Annotated in this window: 19 protein-coding genes and 1 pseudogene; 9 read left to right on the forward strand and 11 right to left on the reverse strand. The window is 59.4% G+C overall.

Going from position 1 to position 21771, the window contains the following annotated elements; translation table 11 throughout:
- Positions 1–15 precede the first annotated feature (15 nt).
- Positions 16–4794 (reverse strand): NAD-glutamate dehydrogenase, encoded by a 4779-nt coding sequence (locus ACPYOJ_RS22460; protein WP_481418219.1) that lies wholly within the window; start codon positions 4792–4794, stop codon positions 16–18.
- Positions 4795–5060: 266 nt separating this feature from the next.
- Between ACPYOJ_RS22460 and pdxY the strand changes: the two genes are divergently transcribed.
- Positions 5061–5939, forward strand: a complete 879-nt coding sequence (gene pdxY, locus ACPYOJ_RS22465; protein WP_481418220.1) for a pyridoxal kinase PdxY — start codon at positions 5061–5063, stop codon at positions 5937–5939.
- Between the two features lie 72 nt (positions 5940–6011).
- Positions 6012–6653 carry a carbonic anhydrase gene (locus tag ACPYOJ_RS22470; protein WP_481418221.1) on the forward strand — a complete coding sequence of 214 codons (642 nt, stop codon included), beginning with the start codon at positions 6012–6014 and terminating at the stop codon, positions 6651–6653.
- A gap of 17 nt (positions 6654–6670) precedes the next feature.
- Here the strand turns inward: ACPYOJ_RS22470 and ACPYOJ_RS22475 are convergent, their stop codons facing one another.
- From ACPYOJ_RS22475 to ACPYOJ_RS22485, 3 genes and pseudogenes are all read right to left on the reverse strand, one after another.
- A complete protein-coding gene (locus ACPYOJ_RS22475) occupies positions 6671–7492 on the reverse strand; it encodes a lytic murein transglycosylase (protein WP_481418222.1) in 822 nt (273 codons plus the stop codon).
- Positions 7493–7672: 180 nt separating this feature from the next.
- The gene (locus tag ACPYOJ_RS22480) at positions 7673–8707 is read right to left on the reverse strand and encodes an aspartate-semialdehyde dehydrogenase (RefSeq protein WP_168831839.1); all 1035 of its coding nucleotides are present in this window, start codon (positions 8705–8707) and stop codon (positions 7673–7675) included.
- A 111-nt stretch (positions 8708–8818) separates the two neighbouring features.
- Positions 8819–8998: pseudogene (locus tag ACPYOJ_RS22485) on the reverse strand (hypothetical protein); the annotation flags it as partial.
- 249 nt (positions 8999–9247) lie between these two features.
- On the opposite strand from ACPYOJ_RS22485, the gene ACPYOJ_RS22490 reads away from it, so the two are divergent.
- Positions 9248–11134: an MFS transporter gene (locus ACPYOJ_RS22490; RefSeq protein WP_481418223.1), complete on the forward strand. Its 1887-nt coding sequence runs from the start codon at positions 9248–9250 to the stop codon at positions 11132–11134.
- 53 nt (positions 11135–11187) lie between these two features.
- Here ACPYOJ_RS22490 and lpxE read toward each other — a convergent pair whose 3' ends face one another.
- The 3 genes from lpxE to leuB all read right to left on the reverse strand — a co-directional run bounded on the left by lpxE (position 11188) and on the right by leuB (position 13977).
- Positions 11188–11916 (reverse strand): lipid A 1-phosphatase LpxE, encoded by a 729-nt coding sequence (gene lpxE / locus ACPYOJ_RS22495; RefSeq protein ID WP_481418224.1) that lies wholly within the window; start codon positions 11914–11916, stop codon positions 11188–11190.
- A gap of 81 nt (positions 11917–11997) precedes the next feature.
- Positions 11998–12756: a phosphatase PAP2 family protein gene (locus ACPYOJ_RS22500; RefSeq protein WP_481418225.1), complete on the reverse strand. Its 759-nt coding sequence runs from the start codon at positions 12754–12756 to the stop codon at positions 11998–12000.
- Positions 12757–12864: 108 nt separating this feature from the next.
- Complete coding sequence (leuB, locus tag ACPYOJ_RS22505) at positions 12865–13977, reverse strand: 3-isopropylmalate dehydrogenase (protein WP_481418226.1); 1113 nt, start codon at positions 13975–13977, stop codon at positions 12865–12867.
- Between the two features lie 173 nt (positions 13978–14150).
- On the opposite strand from leuB, the gene ACPYOJ_RS22510 reads away from it, so the two are divergent.
- Positions 14151–15083, forward strand: a complete 933-nt coding sequence (locus ACPYOJ_RS22510) for a pyridoxal-phosphate dependent enzyme (RefSeq protein ID WP_481418227.1) — start codon at positions 14151–14153, stop codon at positions 15081–15083.
- Between the two features lie 58 nt (positions 15084–15141).
- Here the strand turns inward: ACPYOJ_RS22510 and leuD are convergent, their stop codons facing one another.
- The 3 genes from leuD to ACPYOJ_RS22525 form a co-directional block, all read right to left on the reverse strand.
- Entirely contained in the window at positions 15142–15750 is a 609-nt protein-coding gene (gene leuD / locus ACPYOJ_RS22515) for a 3-isopropylmalate dehydratase small subunit (RefSeq protein WP_481418228.1), read from the reverse strand.
- A gap of 136 nt (positions 15751–15886) precedes the next feature.
- Positions 15887–16306: a VOC family protein gene (locus ACPYOJ_RS22520; RefSeq protein ID WP_481418229.1), complete on the reverse strand. Its 420-nt coding sequence runs from the start codon at positions 16304–16306 to the stop codon at positions 15887–15889.
- A gap of 129 nt (positions 16307–16435) precedes the next feature.
- The gene (locus ACPYOJ_RS22525; protein ID WP_168831831.1) at positions 16436–16666 is read right to left on the reverse strand and encodes a hypothetical protein; all 231 of its coding nucleotides are present in this window, start codon (positions 16664–16666) and stop codon (positions 16436–16438) included.
- Between the two features lie 113 nt (positions 16667–16779).
- Here ACPYOJ_RS22525 and ACPYOJ_RS22530 point away from each other — a divergent pair, with 113 nt between their 5' ends.
- Together ACPYOJ_RS22530 and ACPYOJ_RS22535 are read left to right on the forward strand one after the other, a co-directional pair.
- The gene (locus ACPYOJ_RS22530; protein WP_481418230.1) at positions 16780–17679 is read left to right on the forward strand and encodes an HpcH/HpaI aldolase/citrate lyase family protein; all 900 of its coding nucleotides are present in this window, start codon (positions 16780–16782) and stop codon (positions 17677–17679) included.
- A gap of 4 nt (positions 17680–17683) precedes the next feature.
- Positions 17684–17890 carry a DUF1737 domain-containing protein gene (locus ACPYOJ_RS22535; protein WP_481418231.1) on the forward strand — a complete coding sequence of 69 codons (207 nt, stop codon included), beginning with the start codon at positions 17684–17686 and terminating at the stop codon, positions 17888–17890.
- Positions 17891–17892: 2 nt separating this feature from the next.
- Here the strand turns inward: ACPYOJ_RS22535 and ACPYOJ_RS22540 are convergent, their stop codons facing one another.
- A complete protein-coding gene (locus ACPYOJ_RS22540) occupies positions 17893–18330 on the reverse strand; it encodes a metallopeptidase family protein (protein WP_481418232.1) in 438 nt (145 codons plus the stop codon).
- A 162-nt stretch (positions 18331–18492) separates the two neighbouring features.
- On the opposite strand from ACPYOJ_RS22540, the gene ACPYOJ_RS22545 reads away from it, so the two are divergent.
- The 3 genes from ACPYOJ_RS22545 to ACPYOJ_RS22555 all read left to right on the forward strand — a co-directional run.
- Positions 18493–19440: an ImuA family protein gene (locus ACPYOJ_RS22545; protein WP_481418234.1), complete on the forward strand. Its 948-nt coding sequence runs from the start codon at positions 18493–18495 to the stop codon at positions 19438–19440.
- A gap of 10 nt (positions 19441–19450) precedes the next feature.
- Complete coding sequence (locus ACPYOJ_RS22550; RefSeq protein WP_481418235.1) at positions 19451–20896, forward strand: Y-family DNA polymerase; 1446 nt, start codon at positions 19451–19453, stop codon at positions 20894–20896.
- The coding region (locus ACPYOJ_RS22555; protein ID WP_481418233.1) for a PHP domain-containing protein at positions 20893–21771 on the forward strand (879 nt) is incomplete at its 3' end. The genes ACPYOJ_RS22550 and ACPYOJ_RS22555, both read left to right, overlap by 4 nt.

Raw genomic sequence — 21771 nt, forward strand, 5'->3', positions numbered from 1 at the left:
TCGCAGCGGACTGTGTCACCTCGCCCGGTCGCGCGCAAGGTCGGTCAACAGACCTGCAGCGACTGTAATGCGCGCAAGGCTCGGGTCGCCGCTATCGCTAAGGTTCGAAAGCTCCTCGGCAATGCGGTTGATCCTGATGCGGTCTACCGCATGCCAAGCCTGAACCGGCAGCTTCTCCTTGCCGTGCTCGGCGAGCGCCGAAATCACGATATCGCGGCGGGCGCTGGCGATCTGGTCGATGCTCCGGGCCAGCGCCAGGCTCTCGTAGTGATCGGAGGTAACGATGCGGGCACCGGCGGCTAGCAACCTGCCCACGCGGAAGGTTTGCGATACGGCAAAATAGCTATCTGCGGCGCGTGCCAGCGGTTCGCCCGTCCGTTCGGCGACCTGCATGATCTCCGGCACCAGAGCAAAGCCCGGCAGCCCGGCAATGGCAGCCGCCAATTTTTCTGGTATTCCGGCCTCGCGGTACTCGTTAGCGCGGGCTTCAAACTCCGCAGGAACCTGTGCTGCGAAGACTGGCGCTAGCTTCTTCAACGCGTCGCGTAGTCGGCTAATTGTCTCCGCCATATCGGCTTTCGCCATGCCGGTCTTCAGGAGCAGACGGGTCAAGACCGTAAAGATGTGGCCGATTTCCTCATAGACACGGTTCTGCATCTGGCCGGAGATCCTGCCGTCCAGCGCATCCGTTTCCGCCCAGAGCCGGGTCAGATCAAAGCCATCGCGGGCGATGATGGCTGCGCGGACGACTTCCGGCGCCGAAGCGGCTGTGGCATCCATCATGCTGACTGCAAAGCCTGGACCGCCGCGATTGATTGCCTCATTGGCGAGGATGGTCGCGATGATTTCGCGCTTCAATCGGTGGCTAGCGACGTCGGCGGCGTAGGGTTTCTGCATCTTGGCCGGGAAGTAGTTCGAAAGCGTCGAGGCGAAATAGGGCTCGTCCGGCAGATCGCTTGCGGCAAGGGCATCGAAAAGCACGATTTTTGCATAGGAGAGCAGCACGCCGATTTCAGGCCGCGTCAGCGGCTTGCCTGCGGCATAGCGTTCGGAAAGCGTCGAGTCGTCCGGAAGTGTTTCAACTTTCCGGTTCAGCTGCTTGGCGCCTTCCAGAACGCTCATGAAGCGCGCGAGTTCAAGCCCGTTACCGGTGCCTTTGCGCTCCGTGAGCGAAATCGCCAAGGATTGCAGATAGTTGTTACGCAGAACCAGTGCCGCGACCTCGTCCGTCATCGAGGACAGCAACTGATCGCGTTTTGCCCGCGTTAGCCGTCCGTCATGCATGGCGCTGGCAAGCGCGATCTTGATATTGACCTCGACGTCCGAGGTGTTGACGCCGGCCGAATTGTCGATCGCGTCGGAATTGCTCCGCCCGCCCTTCAGGCCATAGGCGATGCGGCCCTTTTGCGTGACGCCCAGATTGGCACCCTCGCCGATCACCTTTGCCCGCACCTCTTCGGCCGTGATGCGGATCGGGTCGTTGGAACGATCGCCCACTTCCGCGTCGGTTTCCGATTGCGCCTTCACATAGGTGCCGATGCCGCCGAACCAGAGAAGGTCGACCGGGCTTTTCAGGATCGCTGTCATAATTTCGAAAGGCGTTGCCACGGCCTTGTCGATCCCTATTGCGGCAATCGCCTCGGGCGTCAGCGTCACGGACTTCGCCGAGCGCGAAATGATCATCGCACCTTTGGAAAGAACCGACTTGTCGAAATCCTGCCAGCTGGAGCGCGGCAGGTTGAAGAGCCGCTGCCGCTCGGCAAGCGTCTTTTCGATGTCCGGATCGGGATCGATGAAGATATCACGGTGGTCGAAGGCCGAGAGCAGCAGGATCTTCGGAGAGAGCAGCATGCCGTTGCCGAAGACGTCGCCGGACATATCGCCGACGCCGGCCACCGTAAACGGTGTGGTTTGAATGTCGATATCCATTTCGCGGAAATGGCGCTTCACGGCCTCCCAGGCGCCTCTGGCGGTGATGCCCATCTTCTTGTGGTCATAGCCCGCCGATCCACCTGATGCGAAGGCGTCGTCGAGCCAGAAGCCGGCTTCCTGCGCCAATGCATTGGCGGTGTCGGAGAAGGTGGCTGTTCCTTTGTCGGCGGCGACGACGAAATAGGGATCGTCACCATCGAGCCGCACCGTATCGGCAGGCGGCAGGACATCGGCGCCGGAAATGTTGTCGGTGATCGAAAGCAGCGTACGGATATAGGTCTTGTAGGCTTCCCGGCCTGCATTGAAGATTTCGTCGCGGCTGCCCCCGGCGGGCAGATTTTTCGGATAGAAACCGCCCTTGGCGCCAACCGGCACGATGACGGCGTTCTTGACCTGCTGCGCCTTCACGAGGCCGAGCACTTCCGTGCGATAGTCCTCTGCGCGATCCGACCAGCGCAAGCCGCCGCGAGCCACCTTGCCAAAACGAAGGTGCACGCCCTCGACCTCGACGCCATAGACGAAGATTTCCCGGAATGGCTTGGGATCGGGCAGGCCATCGATGAGTTTCGGATCGAGTTTGAAGGCAAGCATCGCCTTCGGCGAGCCGTCGGCATTGCGCTGGAAGTAATTGGTGCGCAGCGTCGCATCGACGACATTGATGCAGCGGCGCAGAATGCGGTCATCGTCGAGGCTCGGCACGTCGGCGAGCGCCGCTTCGATCGACTGATGCTGTTCGGCAAGCTTTTTCACACGCGCCTTCTCGCCCAGCTTCGGATCGAGCGAGTCGTAGAAAAGCCTGAAGATCGACGCGGCGATCCGGGGATATTTGTCGAGGGTCGTTGCGATGTAGTCTTGCGAATAGGCAATTCCCGCCTGGCGGAGATAGCGGGCATAAGCCCGCAGGACGTTCGCCTCGCGCGCGGAAAGCCCCGCTGAAAGGATCAGCCGGTTGAAACTGTCATTGTCGATCGCGCCGCTGAAGGCAGAGACGAAGGCTTCCTCCAGCCGAGCGCCATAATGGTTGAGGTCGATCTCGCCGCCGCTGCGGGGCTCGAGCTCCATATCGTGCAGCACAACGATGTTGGCTGACCCGTCGGCCGCCGGAACCTCGATGTCGAATGTCCTCTCGCTAAGCACATTGAACCCAAGATTTTCAAGCAGCGGCACGCGGCGCGAGAGCGGAAGCTGCTCGACGGGATGGAAAATCTTGAGCGAGAAGATTCTGCCGCGCTCCAGGTCGTTGCGGTAGTAGAACTCAATGCGGATCGGCGCGCCGGAAGCGGAGGCAGTAATATCCGGCAGATCGGCAACCGTTTCTTCCGGCGTGAAGGAATCCTGGAAAGCGTTGCTGACGCCGATCCTTGGCGCCTTCGGTCCGGCCAGCGCCTCAAAGCGATCGTCCCAGCGGGCGGTGATGGCGCGGATTGCCTCTTCGAGCCTTGCTTGCGGGACGCGCGGTGTTTTTCCGCCGGACCGGCCGATGATGAAGTGCACCCTGGCAACGCGGCCTTCCGGAAAGGCCGGATAGTAGGCAGAGACCCGACCGTCATATACCGTCTTCAGGTAGTTGCCGATCTTTTCCCGAACGATGGAATCGTATTCTTCGCGGGGCACATAGACGATGACTGAAACAAACCGGTCGAAATGGTCAATGCGCGGCAGAACTCGGACGCGCGGCCGGTCTGCAAGTTCGTTGATTTGCTCGGCGAATTTCGCAAGCAATGTCGTATCGATCTGGAAAAGATCGTCACGTGGATAAGATTCCAACGTGTTGTCGAGCATCCGGCCGGAATGGCTCATCGGATCAAAGCCGAAATGGTCTTTCACCTTGGCGATCTTGGATCGGATGAGCGGAATTTCCGATGCGAATGCGGTGTAGGCCGTGGAGGTGAATAGGCCGACGATGCGCAGTTCACCCGTGACGTTTCCGTCCTTGTCGAAGCGCTTGACGCCGACATAGTCCATATAAGCGCGGCGGTGGACGACGGATTTCACGTTCGCCTTTGTGACGATCAAAAAGTCCGGGCCGTCGAGAAAGGCCAGGATCTCCGGTGTTGTCGTTACGGCGTCCTTGCCGGTACGCAGGACCAAAACGTCCGGATTGGAAAGGATTCCGAGCCCTGTGCCCTTGCCCCGCTCGACCTTCGCCTCGCTGCCCTTGCCGGAATAGACATACTCGCGCATGCCGAGGAAGGTAAAGTTTTCGTCGCGTAGCCAAGTCAGGAAAGCCAGTGCCTCGTCGCGATCGGCCTTCTTGCGGCTGGCATTGTAGCTGCTGAGTTCGGCAATGACCGTGTCGAGCTTGGAAAGCATAGGCTTCCAGTCGGAAACGGCCTGATGAACCTGCTCCAGCACACCGAGTACGCGCTGCCGGAGATCGGCGGATTGCTCGGCAGTCAGGGGCGAGATGTGAAGCTGAATATGGCTGACACGTTGTTCAGGATCGCTTGGTTCCTCGGCGGAATAAAGCACCGGCGCCTTGCCAGGCTCGATCACCAGGATCGGATGCACGGCCATATAGAGATCGCGGTAAGTGCTCGTAACCTCACCCATGACCGATTCGTAAAGGAACGGCATGTTGCGATCGGTGATCGTCAGGACCGAGACGGCCACGCCGGCGGGCTCAACATCGGGGAGCGTGTCAATACTGACGCGAGGCGCCTTGCCATCCCAGGCCGAAAGCTCCTTTGCGGAATGAATGGCGGAAAGCGCCAGCATCTCAGGCGTATAGCAATCGAGGTCATCTCCGCTTGCCCGGCCGAAAAGAATCTCCGGATCGAGATGCTGCTCGCCCGTCGCCGCAGCGATCTTCCGCGCGCTTTCGATCGGCTTTTCCCGTCGAGGATTGTTTCTGACAGCCATTTTGAGAGTTCCCCAGTTTGCGTGATTTCCTGCAAGTTAGCAGAAGATTTGTCGAAAAAATCTCTAAAAGAGGCCTCGCGACAGCAGCTTTCGTGCGTTTTTGACCCGCTTTGGATAAAATTCTGGAAGATTCTCCAAATTCCGGATCAGTCGATTCCGAAGCCTGCCAATTCGGCGAGAATTTCATGCATCGATGAAGAATGGTTGACAGCCGCGCGGCAAAAGGATCATCAACAGCGCGTCGAATTCAGGGTCTAAAATCAATCATGTCGGATATCAGCCAAGCAGGAACGGTGATCGTCATCTCCAGCCATGTCGTTCGCGGTTCAGTCGGCAATCGTGCGGCCGTCTTTGCCCTCGAAACGCTCGGCCATCAGGTTTGGGCCCTGCCGACGATCGTTCTGCCCTGGCATCCCGGCCACGGACGCTCGACACGGCTCACTTTTGCGGAGGCTGATTTCGATGCAGCCATCGACGATCTCATTCGTGCGCCATGGATCGGAGAGGTAAAAGCAGTGCTGTCGGGCTATTTCGGCAATGCTGCGCAGGCTCGTTCCGTTGCCCGTCTCGTCAGCGCCTTGCGCGCAACAAATCCGGACCTGTTCTATGTCTGCGATCCGGTCATGGGCGATCTCGGCGGTCTCTATGTGCCGGAAGCGACGGCGGCAGCGATCCGCGACCACCTCATTCCGCTTGCTTCGCTGGCGACACCCAACCGTTATGAACTTGCCTGGATGGCAGGTGCGCCACTGGAGGACAACACGGCGGTCATGGAGGCGGCCCTCTCGCTCGGTCCCTCACGCATGCTTGTCACCTCCGCTGTCCCGATGATGGCGGGAGGGACGGGAAATCTCTATCTCTCCGGCCGCCACGCGCTGCTTGCCGAACATCGCGTCATCGACAATCCGCCGAATGGGTTGGGCGATCTTCTGGCGGCGGTCTTTCTCTCGCGGCTTCTTTCCGGAATGGATGACGAAAAAGCGCTGCAGCTTGCGACGGCCAGTGTTTACGAAGTGCTGGCGCGCGCGGTCAAACGCGGCAGCGACGAGCTCACGCTGGCAAGCGATTCTTCAAGCCTTTCGACGCCGATGGCCATGGTGCAGATGCGCCACCTCATGCATCCCGCGCAGCGGCGGAGGAATTAGCCGCAGGCGGTAGCTGCGCATTTCGCGCCTGCGGTAGTTGATCTTCCGGCGTTCGCGCGCTAATCGGAAGTCATGCAGCGTTTTCCAACCCCTCTTCTGGACGGTTACCGCAACTTCATGAACGGGCGGTATGCCGACGCTCGCGACCGCTACAGGACGCTGGCTGAAAACGGCCAGAACCCGACCACCCTGGTCATTGCCTGTTGCGATTCCCGCGCCGCGCCGGAGCTCATCTTCGATGCCGGCCCAGGCGAGCTTTTCGTCATCCGCAACGTTGCCAATCTCGTTCCGCCCTATGAGCCGGACGGTCATTTCCATGCTACCTCGGCGGCGCTGGAATTTGCCGTCCAGGCGCTGAAGGTGACGGATATCGTGGTGATGGGTCATGGCCGTTGCGGCGGCATTCGCGCAGCGCTCGACCCGAACGCCGAACCTCTTTCTCCCGGCGATTTCATCGGCCGCTGGATGTCCCTGGTGAAGGACGCCGCCGAGCAGATCGGCAGCAACGACATCATGACCCAGACCGAGCGCCAGACGGCTCTCGAACGCGTTTCGATCCGCAACTCCATCACTAATCTGCGTACCTTCCCGGAGGTCAAGGCGCTCGAGAAAGAAGGCAAGATCGCCCTTCACGGCGCCTGGTTCGACATCTCAACCGGGGAATTGTGGGTCATGGACGCGGAGACACGCGACTTCATTCGCCCGGAAGTATAGCGCCTCCGGGCAGAAGCTTACTGGCCGTCGATCTGCTGGCCGATATAGGCGATTGCCTGCTGATACACCGTCGCGGCGTTCCAGCCCGCGATCGCCCCAAAATTCGGCTGACCGGGCTGATAACCGGCGCCGGCCTGCCAGCCGTGGCCTCTGAGAAAGTTCGCGGTCGAAGCCAAGGCGTCAGCGCGTGAGCCGACCATGTCGACACGGCCGTCGCCATCGCCATCAGCGCCGAAACGGACGACATTGCGTGGCAGGAACTGTGTCTGGCCGATTTCGCCATGGGCCGCACCGCGGGCCTGTGGGTTCAGGTAGCCTTCGGAGACGAGCTGCAGCGCTGCATAAAGCTGATCGGTGAAATAATCGGAGCGACGGCAGTCGTAAGCGAGCGTCGAAACGGCGGACAGCGTATGCTGGTTGCCCATATAGCTGCCAAACCCGGTTTCCATACCCCAAATCGCAATCAGCGGGCCGGCCGGGACGCCGAAGCGGCGCTCGATGGAGGCAAACAGTGCCTGATTGGAGCGCTTCACGCCCCTGCCCCGGGAAATGATCGCCGCCCCGCCCCGCTTCTTCATGAAGGCGTCGAAGGACAGCTTGAAGCTCTTCTGGCCGCGGTCGGCGGCGATGGTTTGCCTGTTATAGTTTACGTTGGCGAAGGCCCGGTTCAGGACCGATGGGCTGACGCCATTGGCCGCTGCTTCCTGCTTGAAATCGGCTACCCAGGCTTCGAAGCCTGCGCCGTTGGTGCCGCACTGGGCAGCTTTTGCCGCTGCCGGAACAGTGTGGAGCGCGCCCGCCGCCGCGATGGCCGCCACGAGGAATTTTGTCATGCGCATGAGAAACCCCGATCTCGATCTGCATAAGCCTAGCGCCGGGCAAGGATGCCATCGTGAGGTGATTTTGTCACGATCACCATTGGCGAGCCTTGCTTCAGCGTGATTTTCCGGTCTTCGCAGGTAACCCCGCATATCCGGCGATATACGGGGCTGATAGCAAATTATGGTTAATGTTTGGTATCAGGCAGCCTTTTTGCGTGGCTTGACGAGACCGCGGTTGACGAGCAGCTCTGCAATCTGGATCGCATTGAGGGCCGCGCCCTTGCGCAAATTGTCTGAAACCACCCAAATGTTGAGGCCGTTCTCGACGGTCGCATCCTCGCGGATACGCGAGATGTAGGTCGCGTCTTCGCCGGCGGATTCGTATGGGGTGATGTAGCCGCCGTTTTCGTGCTTGTCGATTACGAGGCAGCCTGGGGCATCGCGCAGGATGTCGCGCGCCTGATCGGCGGTGATTTCGTTTTCGAACTCGATGTTGACCGATTCCGAATGGCCGATGAAAACAGGAACACGCACCGCGGTGCACGTTACCTTGATCTTCGGGTCGAGCATCTTCTTCGTCTCAGCCAGCACCTTCCACTCTTCCTTGGTATAGCCATCTTCCATGAAGACGTCGATGTGCGGGATGACGTTGAAGGCAATGCGCTTCGTGAACTTCTTGTTCTCGATCGGATCGGCGACGAAGACGGCGCGAGTCTGGTTGAAGAGCTCGTCCATGCCTTCCTTGCCCGCGCCGGACACGGACTGGTATGTCGAGACGACGACGCGCTTGATCTTCGCGACGTCATGCAGCGGCTTCAAAGCCACGACGAGCTGAGCAGTCGAGCAATTCGGGTTGGCGATGATGTTGCGCTTCGTGAACTGTGTGACAGCGTCCGGGTTTACCTCCGGAACAATAAGCGGAACGTCGGCGTCATAGCGCCAGGCCGAAGAGTTGTCGATGACGACGCAGCCCTGCTGGCCGATCTTCGGCGAGAACCTCTTGGACACCTCGCCGCCCGCTGACATGAGGCAGATATCGGTATCGGAAAAATCGTAATTTTCGAGATTGGAAACCTTCAGCGTCTTGTCGCCGTAGGAAACTTCCGTGCCTTGCGAACGTGCGGAGGCAAGGGCCACGACTTCATCGGCGGGAAAGCCCCGCTCGGAGAGGATGTTGAGCATCTCCCGGCCGACATTTCCGGTTGCTCCCGCAACTGCAACTTTGAAACCCATTTTCAAGCTCTCTTTCTCTTCTCTCCTCTTGTCCGGTGAGGGGAAGGCTGCGAAACGATCGCAGCTTCCTGTCCCCAGCCGGGCCGGGGAGAGAGCGGCAGGCCAGAGACGTCAGACGGTTTTCGTCGTCGTTTTGGCCTTGGTTTTGGAAGAAACCGGAACGGTAATACCCATCCCGGCACTCAGTGCCTGGTCATTGCGTTCAGCAATGGCGTGCTCGTCGCGAACCATGGATATTCCTTTTCCGTCGCTGCTCTTAAAAGGTTTTCCACAGGAGTCAAGGTTCTTGCGGCGTCCTTGCCCATTGAGGGCTTAGCAAAGGCGGTGTCTTGTTGCTTCTTCGCTGCAGTGAGGCCGCGCCATCGGATCACCCGCGTCAATCTGTCACTGCGCGTTAGACTAAAGTCATAATCCCAAAGCCTCTCTCTTTATCCGAATCCTTTTCTGTCACACTCGCGCTAGGCGAGTCGCATCCCAGGGACATGCTTTGAGGAGAGCATGGGGTGGGCTCGTTGCTCATCACTCTGTGGAGGACAGACAATGGCAAATGTCGCAAGCGTCGGCGGCGCAAAGGCCGCTCCGATGACGGGCGAGGAAAAGAAGGTCATCTTCGCTTCCTCGCTCGGCACGGTTTTCGAATGGTACGATTTCTATCTTTACGGTTCCCTCGCGACCTATATCGGCGCGACCTATTTTACCCAGTATCCGGAAGCGACGCGCAATATCTTCACGTTGCTGGCTTTCGCAGCAGGCTTCCTGGTTCGCCCCTTCGGCGCGCTGGTGTTCGGGCGCCTCGGCGACCTCGTCGGCCGTAAATACACCTTCCTGGTCACGATCCTGATCATGGGTCTCTCGACCTTTCTCGTCGGTATCCTTCCGGGTGCTGCGACCATCGGCATTGCAGCTCCGATCATCCTGATCGCGCTCCGCTTGCTGCAGGGTTTGGCGCTCGGCGGTGAATACGGCGGTGCCGCCACCTACGTTGCAGAACACGCACCGAACGGCCGCCGCGGTTATTTCACGTCGTGGATCCAGACGACGGCAACGCTCGGGCTTTTCCTCTCGCTGATCGTCATCGTCGCGGTTCAGTCTCTCATGGGATCTACAGCCTTTGCCGCTTGGGGCTGGCGCATTCCGTTCCTCGTTTCAGTCGTCCTGCTCGGCATCTCTGTCTGGATCCGTTTGAGGATGAACGAGTCGCCCGTCTTCCAGCGTATGAAAGAGGAAGGCAAAGGCTCGAAGGCGCCGCTGACGGAAGCGTTCGGAACATGGAAGAATGCAAAGATCGCGATCATCGCGCTTCTGGGCGCGACCATGGGCCAAGCCGTCGTCTGGTATGGCGGCCAGTTCTATGCGCTGTTCTTCCTGCAGAACGTGCTCAAGGTCGATTTGCAGGCTGCCAACATCATGGTTGCCATCGCGCTTGCGCTCGCAACGCCGTTCTTCGTCGTCTTCGGTGGGCTTTCCGACAAGATCGGCCGCAAGCCGATTATTATGGCGGGCCTGTTGATCGCGGCGGTCACCTACAACCCGCTGTTCAAGGCGATGACGTGGACTGCGAACCCCGCGCTCGCCGAAGCCCAGGCTTCGATCCGTGCAACGGTTACGGCCGATCCGGCGGATTGCAAGTTCCAGTTCAACCCGACAGGCACGGCAAAGTTCACCAGCTCGTGTGACGTGGCAACGGCGTTCCTGACCAAGAACTCGGTCCCGTACGACGTTGTACCAGGCCCGGCCGGCCAGCCGGCAATGGTCAAGATCGGCGACGAGACAGTCACCAGTTTCGATGCCGCCGCTGCTGGCGACAAGGCGAAAGCCATGACGGCTACCTTCGAAAAGGGCGTCAACATTGCGCTTCACGATGCCGGTTATCCGCTGAAGCGCGCCGCCGCCAAGGTTCCCGATTCCAAGCTCGATGCCTTCATCGCAGCGAATCCGGAACTTGCTCTCAATGCCGACGCCGTGCGCGCCGGCGAGAAGGAAACGATGCCTGCCGACAAGCTCGTGGCCGGCAAGTTGCTGACGGCCGAAGAGGCTAACGGCGTCACCGACATGGCAGTGTATACGATTGCCAATGGCGGTACCTTCGCCATGGTCGCCGATCCGGCGCGCGTCAATTGGATTGGCACAATCGCCGTTCTCTTTGTCCTCGTTCTCTATGTGACGATGGTCTACGGGCCGATCGCGGCCCTGTTGGTCGAGCTTTTCCCGACCCGCATCCGCTATACCGGCATGTCGCTGCCCTACCACATCGGCAATGGCTGGTTCGGCGGTCTGCTGCCGGCAACCGCCTTCGCTATGAGCGCGGCGGCTGGCGATATCTACTACGGTCTGTGGTATCCGATCGTCTTTGCGGCAATCACGTTCGTCATCGGCCTGATCTTCCTGCCGGAAACGAAGAACCGCGACATCCACACGATGGATTGAGGTTCATCGAGGCAAGGCTGAAAGACCCGGCGTTCGCAAGACGCCGGGTTTTTCTATGCGCGCAGGATGCGCTTGGGTACCGGCCAGCCTTCGGCGAGCTTGAAAAGGATGCCGTAGCGCGAAAACAGGATAGCGATCATCAGAGAAAACCAGCCGCCAAGAGCCAGCCCCGCAATCACGTCGCTCGGATAGTGCGCGCGGACCATGACGCGGGTCATGCCGAGCCAGAGCGCGCAGGCGAGAAAGACGATCCGATAGCGCGGGAAGAGCAGCGAGAGGGCCGCGAAGAACGCTCCGATGGTGGTCGCATGTCCCGAGGGAAAGCTCTCGAAGCCGGAATGGCCCGAAAAGGGAGAGAAGGAAACAATACCGTAGTCGTCGAAATATTGCGGCCGGGCGCGGCCGATGGCGCGCTTCAGCAGATTGGCGAGGACGCCGGAGAGCGTGATCGACGTCAGCAGATAGGCGCCGATCCAGCACATTTGCAACGCCTGGATCCGCGTGCGGAGCGATTTTACGATACGCAGCGCCGCGAGGCCCTCGAAGAAAAGGAAGGCGCTGACGATGATGATCCAGCCGGACGTGCCGAAATCCGTCAGCATGCGCCCAACGCGACGGATGACCGGTGGCACGTGATTGGAGCCGACAGGGCCGTCGAGCAGGAGGATCGAAAGAATGACGGCATTGCAGGTGATGAAAAGACAGGTCTGCCACCGCAATTGAGGCATCCGGCAGGTGCTGCGCCGCCAGCGCCTGTCGAGCGAGGAAAGGATCGCCTGCATCAAATCTTATCCGTTCGAAAGCAATTTTTTAGAACGGATTGACGCTATCAGTTCGCGGCGACAGTTTTTTTACGGGGAGGCTTAAATAAGCCGACTCAGCCGAGGGATGGGCCATCCATCGCGGCCGACGGCAAAGATCAGGCCGAAGCGGGCAAAAAGGATCGACATCGCAAAAGCAAACCAGGCACCGAGCGCCAGCCCAGCGGCGACATCGCTCGGATAGTGGACACCAATGATGACGCGGCTTGCGCCAAGCCAGAGCCCGACGCCAATGAAGACAAGCCTGAACCGCGGAAAGAGCAGCGCGAGCGCCACGAAGAGCGCGCCGATATTGGTCGAGTGGCCCGACGGGAAGCTCTGATGCAAGAAATCCATGCTGAAGGGCGAGAAACTGAAAATGCCTTCCTGCTCATAGAGCAGTGGCCGCGCCCGGCCGATCAGAAATTTCAAGGTGTTGGCGACGGCGCTGGCGCAAATGACCGAAAGCGCGACATAAGCGGCCATCTGGCCGAAATAGACCATGCGGAACCTGCGCCGCACCTTCCAAAGCCGCCGTCGGACCGCGTAACCGGTGGCAAGAACCGTGCAAAGTCCGGCGAGAATCCAGGCAAGTCGGCCGATATCCGTCACGTCGCCGGCTATGGTGACCAAAGGCGGCGAAAGGCTTTTCACCGCCTCCCCGAGCGGCTTGTCGAAGACGAAAAAGGCGATGGCGACGACGTTGATCGCGAAAAGGGTAAATGCCTTCCAAGGAACTCTGCGATGGATCGTGCGCCGGGCCTCGTAACGCTTGCGCAGGTACGACATGAAGCCTGGCTTGTGATTGACGGTGATGCTCATTCCATTCCTTCGAGGTTCGGGAATGGACATAGGAGCCGGAGCCTGGACCTTCAATAAGAAAGCCCTCGCGCCGGCAGGCACGAGGGCAGAAACGTTTCACGTGAAATATCAGGCAGAAAGCGCCTTAAACTCGGAGAGGATCGCCTCGCCCATTTCAACGGTTCCGACTTTTCTCGCACCTTCGGCCATGATGTCGGCGGTGCGGATACCCTTGTCGAGAACGTTGGCGATCGCCTTTTCGAGGTTATCGGCTTCGGTGACCATATTGAAGGAGTAGCGCAGGCACATGGCAAAGGAGGCAATCATGGCGATCGGATTGGCGATGCCCTTGCCGGCGATGTCGGGCGCGGAGCCGTGGACCGGTTCGTAAAGTGCCTTGCGTTTGCCAGTCTTGCCGTCCGGCGCGCCGAGAGAAGCGGACGGCAGCATGCCGAGCGAGCCCGTGAGCATTGCGGCCACGTCGGAGAGCATGTCGCCGAACAGGTTGTCGGTGACGATGACGTCGAACTGCTTCGGCGCGCGTACGAGCTGCATGCCGCCGGCATCAGCCAGCATATGCTCGAGCTTGACGTCGGAATACTTCGCCTTGTGCGTCTCGGTCACCACCTGGTTCCAGAGCACGCCCGACTTCATGACGTTGCGCTTTTCCATGGAGCAGACGCGGTTCTGGCGGGTGCGCGCCATTTCGAAGGCGACGCCGGCGATGCGCTCGATTTCGTAGGTATCATAGACCTGCGTGTCGATGCCGCGCTTCTGGCCGTTGCCGAGATCGATGATCTCCTTCGGCTCACCGAAATAAACGCCGCCCGTCAGCTCGCGGATGATGAGAATATCCAGACCTTCCACCAGCTCCGGCTTCAATGAGGAAGCCGACGCAAGCGCCGGATAGCAGATTGCAGGTCGCAGATTTGCGAAGAGCTCCAGATCCTTGCGAAGGCGCAAGAGACCGGCCTCCGGACGCACTTCGTAAGGAACGCTATCCCACTTGGGACCGCCGACCGCACCGAAGAGAACGGCATCTGCCGCAAGCGCCTTCTTCATGTCGTCTTCGGAGATGGCTGCGCCATGCGCATCATAGGCGCCGCCGCCGACCAGGCCTTCATCGGTGACGAAACCGGCCTTCATCTCCTCATTCATGTAAGCAATGATCTTGCGGACCTCACCCATGGCCTCGGGACCGATGCCGTCGCCCGGCAGCAGGAAAAGATTGCGCACTGTCATGAAATCCTCCACGGAAAAAGAAGCTGCGGCTTCTTAGACCCCGGAAAACGGCATTTCAAGCAAGGGAGAGGCCGAATCGGTACGGTTTGCCGCGGTACCGGCCTTCCCTGATGTGTTGACCCCTGCCCGTCTCCGCGCCAAAAGATGGTCACGTTTCAAGAATGGAATTCAGAATGACCTCTTCTCCACTGCATCTCAATACGCCGCTCCTTCGCACCGCCACCGATTACAGCGCCAATGGCAAGCCTTTGTGGCTCAAGCTCGATGCGCTGCAGCCTTCAGGTAGCTTCAAGATGCGCGGCGTCAGCAGGCTTTGTCAGCATGAGGTGGAAAAGGGTGCGAAGGAAATCTTCTGTGCTTCAGGTGGAAATGCCGGGATCGCTGCGGCCTTCGCAGGCCGCGCGCTCGGTGTTCCGGTAACGATCGTCGTTCCCGAGACGACGTCGGCCGAGGTTCGCCAGTCGATCGAGGCGACCGGGGCTTCGGTGCTGGTTCATGGTTCCGTCTTCGACGAGGCCAACGCCTATGCGATCAAGCTCTCGGAAGCCCGACAGGCCGCCTATGTGCATCCGTTCGACCATCCTCTGCTTTGGGAGGGGCATGGCACGTTGATCGATGAGGTCGTGGCGAGCGGCACGCGTTTCGATTGTGTGATCGCCAGCGTCGGCGGTGGCGGCCTGCTTGCCGGTATCGTTGCGGGGCTGAAGCGCAACGGGCTATCGCATGTGCCGGTCATCGCGGTGGAGACGGAAGGCGCTGCTTCGTTTCATGAGAGCCTCAAGGCGGGTGAGCGCATCACGCTGCCGGGGATCACATCGATCGCCAATTCGCTCGGCGCCCGCCAGGTGGCACAGCATGTCTTCGATCTGCCGAAGCACCACCCGATCGAGAGCGTATCGGTGAGCGACGCCGAAGCCGTTGCCGCCTGCCTGAAATTCGCCGATGCTCACCGCATCCTGGTCGAGCCCGCTTGCGGGGCAGCGCTTGCCGTAGCCGACGTCCATCCGGGCCTGCTTTCGCGTTTCGAAAACCCGCTCGTCGAAGTCTGCGGCGGCATCGGCGTCTCGCTCGACAAGCTGAAGGCTTGGAAAGAGCGCTTTCCCTAGGCTGAAAAGAAAAAGCCGGGCGAAAGCCCGGCTTGATCGGTAAGGTGTCCCTGCTCGCTCAGGCAGCCCAGGGGTGCGAAGCGGCATTCTTCTTTTCGAAACTGTCGATCGCCTTGCCCTTTTCCATCGTCAGGCCGATGTCATCGAGACCGTTCAGCAGGCAGTGGCGCTTGAATTCGTCGAGATCGAACTTGATCGAGCCGCCGTCGGGGCCGGTGATTTCCAAATTTTCGAGATCGACCGTGAGTATGGCATTGGAGCCACGCGAAGCGTCGTCCATCAGCTTGTCGAGGTCTTCCTGGCTGACCTTGATCGGCAGGATGCCGTTCTTGAAACAGTTGTTGTAGAAGATGTCCGCAAAGCTGGTGGAGATGACGCAGCGGATGCCGAAATCCAGAAGCGCCCATGGCGCATGCTCGCGCGAGGAGCCGCAGCCGAAGTTGTCGCCGGCGACAAGGATCTTGGCGTCGCGGTAAGCTGGTTTGTTCAGCACGAAATCGGCGTTTTCGGAACCGTCCTCGTTGTAGCGGGCTTCGGCGAAGAGACCCTTGCCGAGGCCCGTGCGCTTGATGGTCTTCAGATAATCCTTCGGAATGATCATGTCCGTGTCGATGTTGACGACAGGCAGGGGCGCGGCGACGCCGGTGAGCTTCACGAATTTATCCATGACCTAGGCTCCAAATTCAGCGGATTTACTTTCGTTGATCAGCATCTAGTCCAGTTTCCCGCCGAAATGAAGGAGAATCTTTCTAAAATGGCGGCCACGCGGCGTTTCGCGCGGCCTGCCCATCGTGCATGCTCCATTACTTGGACGTTTCGTTCAGCCCCCAGAGCACACCGAATGGATCGCGAAGCTGGCCGTAGCGGTCGCCCCAGAACATCAGTTCGACCGGCATGACGACTTCGGCACCGGCAGCGACGGCGCGCTCCCACCAGGAGTCGATATCGTCGACGACCAGCTGGATGGCGAAGCCTTCATGGCCTTTGAAGGGATGGCCGTATTCGGGATAGGCATCAGACAGCATGAGAGAGCTGCCGTTGATATAGAGATGCACATGCATCGTCCGGCCCTTCTCGTCGGCCGGCACGACATAGGCTTCTTCGGCGTTGAATGCCTTCTTATAGAATTCCGCGGCCTTGAGCGCGCCGTCGACCGTCAGATAGGGCAGCAGGCCGTTCTTGACCGGCGGCATCTTGGCGGGGGCAGTTTCATTGCTATCCATGTTCTTCCTCCGTCTCCTGATTTTTAAAGGTCCGGCATCATGGCCGACCGCTTCAAGGACGTAGGATTAGAACGGGAGCCGACAGCTCCATAAAGAATTTTTTGTGAAGGGCTGAATGGCCGGTTGCGATCAGAGGTCGATGATCGTGCCGCGGCCGTCGTTCCAGACGCGCATTTCGCGCTTTGCTTCGGCCTTGGCGCGGACCGGGGCCGGCTTCATCTTCATCGAAAGCGCGCGGGCGGCCATGAGCACCGTCAGGATGCCACCGACGGCGAGCGTCACCGAAAAGGTGAGAGCGGCAAGCGCCACGAATACAGTGAACCCTGCCAGCATGACGAAGATGAAGCGTATATTCTGCATTGAGCTTAGAACCTTTCTTCGAAAGGGATGTGGTCCTTCTTCTGCCTCTCTGCAAGTCAAGCATGGCATTTTGTTGTCTTGCCAGGCTTCACAAAGCTTGGCACACATTTGTGATGAGCCGAAATCTTCCCACACGTTCGTTCAGCCTGCACCGTTCTGTGCTCAGCGTCCCCGCGATCAATATCCGCGCACTTGAAAAGACCCATAGCCTCGATTGCGATGCTGTTATTTTCGATCTGGAAGATTCGGTGGCGCCGGAGAAGAAGGAAGAGGCGCGCGAAGGGCTGAAAGCCTTCTTCGCGGCGCGCCCCCTTGAAAACAAAGAAAAAATCATCCGCATCAATCCGCTATCATCGAATTTCGGCCATGCCGATATGGAGCTGGTTCTGGCGCTCGAGCCGGATGCGGTGCTTTTGCCGAAGGTCGACGAGCCGCAGGATGTCATGACGGTCAGCGACCTGCTGAGCGATGCCGATGCGCCGGAAACGCTCAGAATATGGGCGATGATCGAAACGCCGCGCGGGATTCTGAACGCTGCGGCCACCGCCGAGTTCGGACGCACGCCGGGCTCACGGCTCGACTGCTTCGTCGTCGGACTGAACGACTTGCGGAAGGAGACGGGCGTTATGCCGCAGCCGGGCCGCACCTATCTTGTGCCTTGGTTGATGCAGGTGATCCTTGCCGCGCGTGCCTATGGTCTCGACGCCATCGACAGCGTCTTCAATGATTTCAGGGAAATGGATGCCTTCGACGCCGAGTGCGCGCATGCGCGTGCTATGGGCTTTGACGGCAAGATGCTGATCCATCCGGCACAGATCGAGGCAGCCAACCGGCATTTCGCTCCCGACGAGGCAGCGATCCGTGAGGCGGAAGAGATTATCGCCGCTTTCGCCGATCCTTCAGCCGATGGCCTCAACGTCATCAATTTGAACGGCCGGATGATCGAGCGGTTGCATCTTGTCCAGGCGGAAAGTCTGGTTCATAAAGCCCGCCTCATTGCTGAACGGAAATGATAACATGAAGCTCTACCGTGTTCTGACTGGCCAGGACGACGCCGCATTCTGCCATCGCGTAACCGATGCCCTCAACAAGGGCTGGTCTCTCCACGGCTCTCCCTCACTGACCTTCAATGCCCAGACGGGCCAGGTGATTGCCGGTCAGGCGATAGTGAAAGAGGTCGAAGGCAAGGATTATCATCCGGACATGAAGCTTTCCGAGCAATAAGCTCAGCGGTCGACGGCTTCCTCGGCGCTGGCTTCGACCCGCTCCATGTCTTCGTCGCTGAGCCCGAAATGATGGCCGATCTCATGGATGAGGACGTGGGTGATGATGTCACCGAGCGTTTCATCGTTTTCCGCCCAATAATCCAGAATGGGACGCCGGTAGAGGCGGATGCGATTGGGCATCTCGCCGGTTTCGACGGTGAAGCGTTCGGAAATGCCCCTGCCCTCGAAAAGGCCTAACAGATCGAACGGCGTTTCCAGCGCCATGTCTTCGAACACGTCGTCGTCGGGAAAATCCTCGATTTCAATCGTCAGATTGCCGGTCAGCGACCGGAACTCATCCGGCAGATGGCTGTAGGCCTCCATCGCCAGGGACTCGAAGGTACTGAGCGTTGGGGCGTGGCGGTCCCGCCAATCCTCGCTCTGGTCTATGCGGGCCATGAAAATTCCCTTCCTTTGGCGCCCATATAGAGCCTTTGCGAAGGATTTTCGAGTGTGAAATCAAGACAGGAATAAATTCACATGAAATTGCCTGTTGACTCTTCACGGAAGCTCTGGAATCCATAAGAACATAACATGAACAAGACAATTGGAGTGAACGTCATGGCGAAGACAGCCGTGGCGCGCGAGCGGCTTTTTGCGCTCCGCGAAACCATTGCAAAGCTCGAGGGAAAGCCGGTACCGGGGTTGGCCGCTGCCGAGCAGGAAGCGCTGGGCGAAGGCGGTTTTAGGAAGAAAACAAAAAGATCTCCACGCTTCTCCTTCCGCATACCGGTGCTGGACGAGGCATTGGATGGAGGCTTGCCGCTTGATGGACTAACGGAAGTGCGAACGCCGATGCTGCGCGATACGGCGACCAGCAGCGGCTTTGCATTTGCTCTTGCAGCAGTATTGCAGCGGCAGGACGAAGAGGAAGAGCGCGGTCCCGGGCCCATCCTCTGGATTGCTGATAAAATAGCCGCAATGGAGGCGGGCGTTCCTTATGCTGTCGGCCTGAAGGATTTCGGCCTGCGGCCGGAGCGCTTTTTCTATGCGAGCCCGCGCAAGCTCGAAGACGCTCTGTGGCTTGCGGAAACGGCCATCGAAAGCGGGGTTTTTGCTGCAACCATTCTGGAGGTTCGCGGCAATCCAAAATCCTTCGGCCTGACCGAGAGCCGGCGCCTGCATCTCAGGACAAAGGCTTCGGGACGCCCGCTTTTCCTATTGCGGCAAGCTGGCGAGGAGGAAGCGAGCAGCGCCTGTTTCCGTTTACTTTCCGAAACCGTGCCAGCTCAGGCGCGGCCACTGCCGGATGGCTCGATGCTGGGCGGTAGCATCGGCAATCCGGTCTTTCGTCTCACCCTGGAGAAGAGCCGTAATCCGGCTCCCCTCTCTTTTCTTTTGGAGTGGAACCCTCATGACCGCCGGTTTTTCCCTATCCACCAATCAGCCGACTCTCGCTTTCCAGGCGAGCTCGCAGCGCATTCTGGCGCTCAACTTCCCGCATCTTCCGACCGACCGGATAGCCCGCAAGAGATGGGGTCTGTCCTGGCGTTCGGCCGGGCGTCCTGACGCGCCGTCGATCGTTTGCTCCGGACGGCTCAACAATGCCATGCGCCTGACGGCGCTGGATGAAGTGGCGGAAAAGATCGGACTGAAGAAGGGTTTGGGCGTTGCCGAGGCACGGGCGATCCATCCGATCCTCGATGTCGTGGAGGAGGATCCCGCAGCCGACCAGCGTCTGCTCGAAGGCATTGCCGACTGGTGCGACCGTTATACCCCGCTGGTGGCACTTGACGGCAAGGATGGCCTGTTCCTCGATATCACGGGTTGCGCCCATCTTTTCGGGGGTGAACGGGCGATGCTCAAGGAAATATTGTCGCGCCTTCATCAAATGGGACTTGATGTCTACGGCGCCATATCGTCGTCGCCGGGACTTTCCTGGGCCGTCAGCCGCTACGGCCAGGGCGGAGTTATTGCGTCGGAGGAGGCCGAAAATGTTCTGGCCCCTCTCCCCGTCGCATCGCTTCGCCTCGACGAGAATGTCGTCGAGGCCCTGCAGAAACTGGGCTTGCGATATGTCGGCGATCTTCTGCAAGCGCCGCGGGCGCCGCTGACCCGACGTTTTGGCGCCAGCGTTCTGTTGCGGCTCGATCAGGCCTTGGGGCTGGATGAGGAGCCGGTTTCCCCTCGCCTGCCTGTGGCAAGCCTTTCTGCCGAACGCAGGCTCGCGGAGCCGATCGGCACCGAAGACGATATTCTTGCCTTGGCCGGACAGGTCGCCATGTCCTTGAAACCCTCCCTTGAAGCGCGGGGCGCAGGCGGCCGGCTTTTCGAGCTCGTTCTTTTCAGGGTCGATGGCCGCGTCTTTCGGATTTCCGCTGGCGCATCACAGCCGCTTCGTGATCCTCACCGTATCGCAGCGCTTTTTTCCGAAAGGCTGACGGCGATCCATGATGATCTCGATGTGGGGTATGGTTTTGAAATCCTGCGGATAAATGTGCAGCGCCACGAGGATTTCGCGATGCTGCAGGGCGATTTCGATGGTGACCGGCAAAAGGATGTTTCACTGGCGAATTTCGTCGATCGGGTTTCGGCCCGGCTTGGTGCGGATTGCCTGACGAGCTTCGATCTGCGCGAAAGCCATGTGCCGGAGCGGGCTACCTTCGCCGTTCCAGCAATCGACACTCTCTCGTCGCCAGCAAAAAAAATGCAGAACAGTTTTCCTGCAGCAAGAAGTGAACGGCCCTTGCGGCTACTCGGCCGGCCGGAGCTCATGGAGGCCTTCGCGATTGAAGTTCCGGACGGTGCGCCGGCCAATTTTCACTGGCGCCGTATCCGGCATCGTATTGTCCGGAGCGAAGGACCCGAGAGAATCGGCATGGAATGGTGGATCGATGGCGCGGATGCCCCAGACCGCGATTATTTTCGCGTCGAGGATGACAGAGGCTATCGCTTCTGGATCTACCGCGAAGGTCATTATGGGCCGGCCATGCCGCAATGGTTCATGCATGGAGTTTTCGCATGAGCATGGGCTTCTTCGAAATCGGTGCAAAAACGAACTTTTCCTTTCTGGAAGGTGCTTCCAAGCCTGAGGAGATCGTGACCCAAGCCGCCATCCTTGGCCTTTCCGGGATCGGGATCGCCGACAGGAATTCCGTGGCGGGTGTCGTGCGTGCCCATGCCCAGATGAAGGCTCTTCGCAACAAGCATGAAAGGAAGCTGGCGGGGCGCCTGGAAGAGAAAGAGAAGGCGGAAGACATACTTACCCCCGTGCCTTTCCAGCCGGGTGCCCGTCTCGTCTTCTGTGATCAGACGCCTGATATCCTGGCCTATCCGAAAGACCGGAAAGGCTGGGGGCACCTCTGCCGCCTGCTGAGTGCCGGTAACCTGAAGGACGGTGCCGTAAAGGGAACCTGCTTGCTGGAAGAAGCGGACCTGATGGAATGGGGTGATTGCATGATGCTTGCTGTCGTGCCCGATCCTAACCTCATCAAGGATATTGGTCGCCGAAGCCTGTTTTCGGATTGCCTCCGGCTTCTGAAAGACCGGTTCGGCGCCAATCTTTTTCTGGCACTGACCCCCTCCTATAACGGCCATGATGCGCTGACATTTGCCGCTTTCTCCAACATGGCGGGACAAAACGGTGTGGCGCTGATCGCAACCAATCAGCCACTTTATCACGATAGGGCGCGCAGGCCGTTATCCGACGTCGTAACTGCCATTCGGGAGCATGTGGCAATCCCGAAGGCCGGTTTTCTGTTGGCGCCGAATGCCGAGCGCTATCTCAAGGAAAGCCGGGAGATGTCACGGCTCTTCAGGAACTATCCGGAAGCGATCGGAAATACCGGCAAGTTTTTTGCCGGGCTGAAATTCTCATTGGACGAGATCAGTCACAACTAT

Source organism: Rhizobium sp. SVR5-9E, from assembly GCF_056755095.1.

Excerpts from the sequence above, each read along its gene's own strand:
- ACPYOJ_RS22520 (WP_481418229.1), bottom strand. The coding sequence starts at position 16,306 with ATGGATAGCAATGAAACTGCCCCCGCCAAGATGCCGCCGGTCAAGAAC.
- ACPYOJ_RS22540 (WP_481418232.1), bottom strand. The coding sequence starts at position 18,330 with ATGGCCCGCATAGACCAGAGCGAGGATTGGCGGGACCGCCACGCCCCA.
- pdxY (WP_481418220.1), top strand. The coding sequence starts at position 5,061 with ATGTCGGATATCAGCCAAGCAGGAACGGTGATCGTCATCTCCAGCCAT.
- ACPYOJ_RS22545 (WP_481418234.1), top strand. The coding sequence starts at position 18,493 with ATGGCGAAGACAGCCGTGGCGCGCGAGCGGCTTTTTGCGCTCCGCGAA.
- lpxE (WP_481418224.1), bottom strand. The coding sequence starts at position 11,916 with ATGCAGGCGATCCTTTCCTCGCTCGACAGGCGCTGGCGGCGCAGCACC.
- ACPYOJ_RS22530 (WP_481418230.1), top strand. The coding sequence starts at position 16,780 with ATGAGCCGAAATCTTCCCACACGTTCGTTCAGCCTGCACCGTTCTGTG.
- ACPYOJ_RS22500 (WP_481418225.1), bottom strand. The coding sequence starts at position 12,756 with ATGAGCATCACCGTCAATCACAAGCCAGGCTTCATGTCGTACCTGCGC.
- leuB (WP_481418226.1), bottom strand. The coding sequence starts at position 13,977 with ATGACAGTGCGCAATCTTTTCCTGCTGCCGGGCGACGGCATCGGTCCC.
- ACPYOJ_RS22490 (WP_481418223.1), top strand. The coding sequence starts at position 9,248 with ATGGCAAATGTCGCAAGCGTCGGCGGCGCAAAGGCCGCTCCGATGACG.
- ACPYOJ_RS22460 (WP_481418219.1), bottom strand. The coding sequence starts at position 4,794 with ATGGCTGTCAGAAACAATCCTCGACGGGAAAAGCCGATCGAAAGCGCG.
- ACPYOJ_RS22475 (WP_481418222.1), bottom strand. The coding sequence starts at position 7,492 with ATGCGCATGACAAAATTCCTCGTGGCGGCCATCGCGGCGGCGGGCGCG.
- ACPYOJ_RS22535 (WP_481418231.1), top strand. The coding sequence starts at position 17,684 with ATGAAGCTCTACCGTGTTCTGACTGGCCAGGACGACGCCGCATTCTGC.
- ACPYOJ_RS22510 (WP_481418227.1), top strand. The coding sequence starts at position 14,151 with ATGACCTCTTCTCCACTGCATCTCAATACGCCGCTCCTTCGCACCGCC.
- ACPYOJ_RS22525 (WP_168831831.1), bottom strand. The coding sequence starts at position 16,666 with ATGCAGAATATACGCTTCATCTTCGTCATGCTGGCAGGGTTCACTGTA.
- leuD (WP_481418228.1), bottom strand. The coding sequence starts at position 15,750 with ATGGATAAATTCGTGAAGCTCACCGGCGTCGCCGCGCCCCTGCCTGTC.
- ACPYOJ_RS22470 (WP_481418221.1), top strand. The coding sequence starts at position 6,012 with ATGCAGCGTTTTCCAACCCCTCTTCTGGACGGTTACCGCAACTTCATG.
- ACPYOJ_RS22480 (WP_168831839.1), bottom strand. The coding sequence starts at position 8,707 with ATGGGTTTCAAAGTTGCAGTTGCGGGAGCAACCGGAAATGTCGGCCGG.